Genomic DNA, 7,291 nt, shown 5'->3' with positions numbered 1-7,291 from the left:
TCCACCCCGTCGTGCCCCGGCCCGGCCTGCGGCTGCGCCCACCGGTCGGCCCCGTCACCGGACCACGACCCGTCCGACCGGCCCTGCCACGGCTCCTGCCGGCCCTGCCCGGCGGCCGCCTGGCCCGGTCCGATGGCTGCCTGGCCCTGCCACGGGCCGGTCCGGTCGTCCTGCTCGCCCTGCCAGGGGTGGTCCGGCTCGCCGTGGCCCGCCGGCCAGGTGCCGGGCTGTGCGTGCTGCCAGGAGGCGGCCTGCCCGTCCGGCCACTGTCCGGTCCGGTCGTCCTGCGCGGTCTGCCAGGCCCCGGTCCGGTTGTCCTGCGCGGCCGGCCACGGGCCGGTCCGCTCGCCCTGCCATGCGTCGGTCCGCTCGTCCTGCCACCTGTCGGTCCGGTCGTCCGGCCACTGTCCGGCCGGTTCGTCCCGAGCGTCCGGCCACTGCTCGGCCCGGTCGTCCGGCCAGGCGCCGGTCTGCTCGGCGGCGGCCCACTGCCCGGCGGGTCCGGCGTTCCACCGGCCGGTCGGTGCGTCCTGCCAGCCGGTCTGCTCGCCCTGCCACGGTCCGGTCTGCTCGTCCTGCCATGCCCCGGCCTGTTCGCCGCCCTGCCCCGGCCCGGCCGGGTGCCGGCCGTGCGGCGCGTCAGCCCACCGGTCGGCGGCGGGGCCCGGGGCGCCACCGGCGGGCCCGGTCGCGGCGTCCGTCCCGCCGGGGCCCGGCTGTGCGGGTGCGTCCACGGCCGGTTCGTCGCCGAAGAGGTACGCCGAGCGGGGGGCGGGGCGGTCGGTCAGCCAGGCCGGGTCGTCCGTCGACGGCTGCGGCCGTCGGTATGCGGCGTCCGGGTCGTTCGGATCGGTCCAGCCGTACACGCCTGTCGCCTCCACGGGTCGCTTGCGGGCCGGGGTGACGCTACGGCGGCCACGGAAGAGCGGCAATGTGGCTAAGGAAGAGTTAAGGCGGGACGACCGTTCAGGGTCACCGTACCCGGCCGGGAAGGCGTAGAGTCAAGGAGTCCGGACAGAGAGTGTCCGAGCCTTGCGGCCCCCTCGGCAAGTGCAGCGGCCCCCTCGGCAAGTGCACAGGGCAGACGTGGAGATGATCTACGGCCTGCGAGAACTTGACGAACGAGGGGTTGTCGCTCAATATGTAGGTGTCGCCAGTCGCGCCCAGCCACGCCCGGATTTCGGTGGCCTGGTAGTAGTCGCGAACACGAAATGGGCGCGCGTTGGCCGGCTTTTCCGGCAGCGCATATCAAGGAGTCAGCATGGCGAAGGCCCTCTACGGCCACGTAGGTGCAGCGCCCGACCGGCGTCTGCTCGACGAGGTCACCCGACTGCGTTCCAGGGTCCAGGCCCTGGAGTTCGAGATCACGCGCCTGCGCGCCGACAACGATCGGCTCGCGGCGGCTGCGGCGGAGGTGGACGACCTCCTCCGGCTGGCCGAGCCGGCGCTCACCTGATCCTCGGGTACGCAGAAAACTGAACAGCACCACCGCGAAAAAGCGCGCCGACACTTTTGTGCCGGCGCGCAGTGCTGTCCGCCACATATTTCCCCGCTCACCAATTCACGATCTTGTGAACCGATGTGGCGTGGCACACCCCGCTCAATTCCACCCCCGCCCGGGCGGTCGGGCGGCGGTGCCGGGGCGGGTCGCGTGCCGGTCACCGCGTACCCACGGGTTAGTCTGCGGGTTCACCAGGTCCGCGCAGCCCGCGACGCCTGCGGTGGCCACCGGACGAGGATCGGACAGGTGCATCTCAAGAGTCTGACGGTGAAGGGGTTCAAGTCCTTCGCCTCCGCCACGACGTTGAAGCTGGAGCCCGGGATCACCTGCGTGGTCGGTCCGAACGGCTCCGGCAAGTCCAACGTCGTCGACGCGATCGCCTGGGTGCTGGGCGAGCAGGGCGCCAAGGCGCTGCGCGGCGGCAAGATGGAGGACGTCATCTTCGCCGGCACCGCCGGCCGGGCACCGCTGGGCCGGGCCGAGGTCACCCTCACCATCGACAACACCGACGGCGCGCTGCCGATCGAGTACACCGAGGTCTCCATCACCCGCCGGATGTTCCGCTCCGGCGAGAGCGAGTACGAGATCAACGGCGACTCGTGCCGGCTGCTCGACATCCAGGAGCTGCTCAGCGACTCGGGCATCGGCCGGGAGATGCACATCATCGTCGGCCAGGGCCGGCTGGACGGCATGCTGCACGCCAAGCCGGAGGACCGCCGTTCGTTCATCGAGGAGGCGGCCGGCGTCCTCAAGCACCGCAAGCGCAAGGAGAAGGCGCTGCGGAAGCTCGACGCGATGCAGACGAACCTGAACCGGCTGACCGACCTCACCGCCGAGCTGCGCCGTCAGCTCAAGCCGCTGGGCCGGCAGGCCGAGGTGGCCCGCCGGGCCGCCGCCATCCAGGCCAACCTGCGCGACGCCCGGCTCCGGCTGCTCGCCGACGACCTGCACACCCTGCGGGTCACCCTGGACAAGGAGATCGCCGACGAGACGGCGCTGCGGGAGCGGCGCGAACAGATCGAGGGCGAACACGCCGAGGTGCAGGGCCGGCTCGGTGAGTTGGAAGCGGCGCTCGCCGAGGACGCGCCGCTGCTGGCCGCCGCCCAGGACACCTGGTACAAGCTCTCCGCGCTCTCCGAACGGTTCCGCTCCGTGGAGCAACTGGCCCGGGAACGGCTGCGTCACCTCAGCGCCACCGGCGACGACGAGCGCCCCGGCCGCGACCCCGACCAGTTGGAGGCCGAGTCGCAGCGGGTCCGCGAGCAGGAGGAGGAGCTGCGCGCGGCGCTCACCGACGACCAGATCCGGCTCGCCGAGGCCGTCGAGCACCGGCAGGAGCTGGAACGCCAGCTCGCCGCCGCCGAACGGGAACTGGTCGCCGCCGCCAAGGCGATCGCCGACCGGCGGGAGGGGCTGGCCCGGCTGACCGGGCAGGTGAACTCGGCGCAGGCGCGGACCACCAGCGCCGGTGAGGAGATCGAGCGGCTCGCCGCCGCGCACGCCGACGCCCTGGCCCGCGCCGACCAGGCGCAGGCCGAGCTGGACGCGGTGGCCGAACAGTCCACCGAGGCCGATCGGGACAACGCCGAACTCGACGACCGGCACGCCGAGGCGGTGGCCGCCCACGAGCGGGCGCAGGCCACCGTCCGGGCGCTGGCCGACACCGAGCGGGCCGCCGAGAAGGACGCCGCGACCTGGAAGGCCCGGGAGGAGGCGCTCGCCCTGGGGCTGCGCCGCAAGGACGGGGCCGGGGCGCTGCTCGCCCGCGCCGACGAGGTGCCCGGCCTGCTGGGCAGCCTGGCCGGGCTGCTCACCGTCGCCGCCGGCCACGAGGCGGCGCTCGCCGCCGCCGCGGCGGCCGGCGCAGCCGTCGCCGTGCTCGACGCCGACGCCACCGGCGCGGACACCGCCGCCGAGCAGGTCCGCGACACCGGCGGCCGGGCCTACGCGCACCGGGTGGACGTCACCGTCGAAACCGAGGTCGCCGAGGCGCTCGACGCCGCCGCCGCCGACCTCGGCGGGATCGACGCCGTGCTGCACGTCGCCGGGGTGATGCGCGGGCAGGGCCTCGACGTACGGGACGTGCCGGTCGCGCTCTGGGCCCAGGTCATCGCCGTCAACCTCACCGGGCCGTTCCTGGTCGCCAAACACGCCGCCCGGCACCTGCTCCCCGACGGCGGGGTGCTCGTGCTGGTCGGCTCCAAGGCGGGCGTGCAGAACGGCTCCGGCTCGGTACCCTACGGCGCGAGCAAGGGAGGGTTGCACGGTCTGGCGCTCACACTGGCCCGCCAGCTCGGTCCACAGGGGATCCGGGTGCACACGCTCTGCCCCGGCGACATCGACACGCCACTGATGCGGCGGTCGCTGTCCGAGGCACTGGCCAACGGCGCCGACGGCGGACGGATCGCCGCCGTCGAGGCCACACTGGGTCGCCCGGAGGACGTCGCCTCGGCGCTGGTCCTGCTGGCGTCGTCGGCGAGCGCCGGCCTCACCGGCACGGTCTGTACCGGCTGAGCACCCCACCCACCAGGGCAGCGGCACACCACGTGGAGGCATTGTGATCGGGATCATCGGCCCGGAGGACTCGATCCGGCTCGTCCGGGAGGTCGCGGCCGGGGAGGGCCGGGCGGAGGCGATCACCACCCGCGCGTACACCCGGCCGGAGCAGGCGCCCGAGCTGGCCCGTGAACTCGACGAGATGTGCCAGGTGCTGCTGTTCACCGGACGCATCCCGTACGCCTTCGCCACGGCCACCGGGGAACTGCGGGCCGAGATCGACTACGTCCGGCACGCCGGCATCGACCTCTACCGCACCCTGTCGCGGATACTGCTGACCACCGGCGGACGACTGCCCCGGGTCAGCGTCGACACCATCGAGGCGGAGACCGTCCGGGAGACCTACCACGACATCGAGGTCGAGCCGCCCACCGAGATCCTGCCCATCGCCGACTCCTCCGGGCTGCTCTTCTCCGGCCTCGACGAGATCACCGCCTACCACCGGGAACGGTACGCCTCGGGCGCGGTCGAGGCGTGCCTGACCTGCCTCGGCGCGGTGCACCGGGACCTCGCCGACAGCGGGGTGCCGGTGTGGCGCGTCGAGCACACCCGCGCCTCCGTCCGCGACGCGCTGCGCCGGGCCTGGCTCGCCGCCGAGGTACGCCAGTCCCGGGCCACCCAGATCGCGGTGATGATGGTCGACCTGGGCGCACCCACCCAGCGGGCGCAGGACCCGTACCAGGCCGAACGGCAGCGGCTGCGGGTCCGCGAGGCGCTGCTGGAGCACGCCGAACGGATGCGCGGCCGGCTCGCCACCGTCGACGACCGGACGATGCTGATCACCACCACCCGGGGCACCGTGGAGAGCGCTCTGGCCCGGCACCGCGACGGGCACGCCTCCCTGCTCACCCTGCGCGGCGTCGACGTCGAGCACGCCGTCGGTTTCGGCGCCGGCACCACCATCGCCGCCGCCGAGGACAACGCCCGCAAGGCCCTGGCGCTGGGCCGGCACAGCGGCGACACCCACGTGGTCTTCCCCGACGGGGAGGTCCACTCCAGCCGGCAGACCGCCGTGCGTCCCCGGCTGCGCGAGACGGGTCCGGGCATGCTGCGCGTCTCCGAGCAGCTCCGGATCGGCCCGCTGTCCACCCGACGGCTGCTGGAGGCGCTGCACCAGATGGACCCCGACCAGATCACCGCCCGGAGCCTCGCCGACGCGTACGGCGTGGAGGCCCGCTCGGCCCGCCGGCTGCTCAACGCGCTGCGCGCGGCCGGCTTCGCCGAGGAGGTCGGGGTGCACGTCAGCACCGGCGCGGGCCGCCCGCAGACCGTCTACCGGGTCGCCATGCAGCGGCTGCTCGGCGCGATCGGAGCCGACACGTGAGCCACACCGCCACCGGGGAGCTGCGCTTCGTACCGACCTACCTGGTCACCGCCACGTTCGCCGCCGACGCCGCAGTCCGGCGGGAACCGCACCGGGCCGCGCACCTGGCGCACATGCGCGACCTGCTCGCCGACGGCACCGCCCTCGTCGTCGGGGCCCGCGCCGACCTGCGCGCCTCGGTGCTGGTGCTGCGGGCCGCCGACGCGCCCGCCGCCCGCACCCGTCTCGAACAGGACCCCTACTGGCGGCACGGGGTGTGGACCGCGATCGACGTGGTCGACTACCTGGCCGCCACCGCACCGACCATCGGGAGGTCATGATGACGTCGTTCCGCCAGCTCTCCGGGGTACGGGTGCTCGGGGCCGAGCACGCCCCGTTCGCCGCCGACCTGCTCCGCGCGGCGTGGGGCGAGGGCGGTGCCGACGCGGTGCCGGTCCGGTTCGTCGCCGACCCGGCGCTGCCCGAGGGCGGACACCGCGTCGACGTGCCGGAACAGGGTGAGATCCGGCTGGTCGGCGACCCGTTCGCCGGCCTGGTGTACGCCGCCCGCGCCCTGGTCGCCGCCGCCACCCCCGCCGGGCTGCCGATGGGCAGCACGGTGAGCGCCCCCGGGCTGCCGTTGCGCACCCTGTGGACCTGGGACCACTCCACCAACTGGGACCTCCGTCAGCTCGGGCAGCAGGAGATCGGCGCGCTCAACCCGTACGCGAAGTCCGCCGACGCGTTCGGCGCCGACTACCGCCGCCTGGTCGACCTCTGCTCCCGGGAACGCATCGGCGGCATCGTCGTGTACGGGCTGCTGCGCGACGCCCACGGCGGCGTCGCCGCGGCCCGTGACCTGTGCGAGTACGCCAACGCGCGCGGGGTGCGGATCATCGCCGGGGTGGGCATCAACGCCTACGGCGGCATCTACTTCGACGGCCGGCACCGCTACAACCTGGCCACCTGGCTGCGGCAGCGCCCCGACCTCGCCGCCGAGTTGCCGAAGAAGGTCGGCTTCGACATCGACGAGTTCGGTGACCTGCACTTCCCGGCCAGCGAGTACATGATGGCGGCCTGCCCGTCCCAGCCGGACAACCTGGCCTGGCACCGTGACGCCATCGACTGGCTGCTCGACACCCTGCCGGTCGGCGGGATCAACTTCGAGACCGGCGACTACGGCAGTTGCGCCTGCGCCCGGTGTGCCACCCGCACCGGGGGCGAACGCACCTCCTGGTCGTACGAGGCGATGCGGTCGGTGTACCCGACGCTGCTGGAGACGGCCCGGCGGCCCGGCCCGGCCGGCGTGCCGCTGCGCCACCTCGTCGAGGTGTACTGGGACAACATCTTCGACCTCGACGCCCAGAAGCCCCTGGCCGACCTGCCCGACGACGTCGCCTACCAGTACTGCGTGAACCGGGCCTTCTGGTACGACCAGCGGGACCGGTTGACCGCCGCGCACGTCGAGCGGCTCCCGCACACCACGAACGTGCTGCGTACCCACGCCGGTTCACAGTGGAACCGGCAGCGCCACTCCTGGGTCCCCGACATGTACGCCGACATGGCCGGCCGGTCCGGGGCGGCCGGGATGCGCGGGTTGACCATCTTCGCCGAGCCGTCCGCGTACCACCCGACCAACGAGATCAGCTACCTGGCGTACGCCCGGTTCTCCTGGGACCCGGAGCTGGCCTGGGCGGACTTCTGGCGCGACGAGGTCGCTCCCCGGTTCGGCGGCGCGGCCGAGGCGGAGGCGTTCCGCGACGGCGCGGCGCTGCTCGACGATCCGGCGGCGAGCGGTGCGGCGTTGGCCGCCGTGTCCGCCGACGCGTTGGGCATGGTCGCGGCCACCAGCGGCGAGGTGCGGCGTCGGTGGCTCTGGCTCGCCGAGCGCACCTCGCGGTACGCCTACGCCGCCGGCTGACGCCGGTGCG

At 73.9% G+C, this 7,291-nt stretch carries 5 protein-coding genes and 1 pseudogene; 5 read left to right on the top strand and 1 reads right to left on the bottom strand.

From position 1 onward, the window contains the following. A pseudogene (locus tag H1A17_RS12310) lies at window positions 1–932 on the bottom strand (hypothetical protein); the annotation flags it as partial. A 329-nt stretch (window positions 933–1,261) separates the two neighbouring features. Here H1A17_RS12310 and H1A17_RS12305 point away from each other — a divergent pair. The 5 genes from H1A17_RS12305 to H1A17_RS12285 all read left to right on the top strand — a co-directional run bounded on the left by H1A17_RS12305 (window position 1,262) and on the right by H1A17_RS12285 (window position 7,281). Beyond that, window positions 1,262–1,456: a hypothetical protein gene (locus tag H1A17_RS12305; RefSeq protein ID WP_067305353.1), complete on the top strand. Its 195-nt coding sequence runs from the start codon at window positions 1,262–1,264 to the stop codon at window positions 1,454–1,456. A gap of 291 nt (window positions 1,457–1,747) precedes the next feature. Further along, a complete protein-coding gene (locus H1A17_RS12300) occupies window positions 1,748–4,015 on the top strand; it encodes an SDR family oxidoreductase (RefSeq protein ID WP_194821912.1) in 2,268 nt (755 codons plus the stop codon). Window positions 4,016–4,058: 43 nt separating this feature from the next. Continuing rightward, window positions 4,059–5,381, top strand: a complete 1,323-nt coding sequence (locus H1A17_RS12295; protein WP_194821911.1) for a hypothetical protein — start codon at window positions 4,059–4,061, stop codon at window positions 5,379–5,381. Beyond that, on the top strand, window positions 5,378–5,701 hold the full coding sequence (locus H1A17_RS12290; RefSeq protein ID WP_145919329.1) for a YciI family protein: 324 nt from the start codon (window positions 5,378–5,380) through the stop codon (window positions 5,699–5,701). The genes H1A17_RS12295 and H1A17_RS12290 overlap by 4 nt, the downstream gene beginning before the upstream one ends. Beyond that, window positions 5,701–7,281, top strand: coding sequence for a hypothetical protein (locus H1A17_RS12285; protein WP_194821910.1), 1,581 nt, complete (start codon window positions 5,701–5,703; stop codon window positions 7,279–7,281). Before H1A17_RS12290 ends, H1A17_RS12285 begins: the two co-directional genes overlap by 1 nt. Window positions 7,282–7,291: the final 10 nt, after the last annotated feature.

The sequence above is a fragment of the Micromonospora sp. S-DT3-3-22 genome (assembly GCF_015354745.1).
In the GTDB taxonomy this organism is placed as follows: Bacteria; Actinomycetota; Actinomycetes; order Mycobacteriales; family Micromonosporaceae; genus Micromonospora; species Micromonospora wenchangensis.
This window is presented reverse-complemented; position numbering and strand designations above follow the sequence as displayed.

Coding starts and splice junctions, on each gene's coding strand:
- H1A17_RS12305 (WP_067305353.1), top strand. CDS start 1,262: ATGGCGAAGGCCCTCTACGGCCACGTAGGTGCAGCGCCCGACCGGCGT.
- H1A17_RS12285 (WP_194821910.1), top strand. CDS start 5,701: ATGACGTCGTTCCGCCAGCTCTCCGGGGTACGGGTGCTCGGGGCCGAG.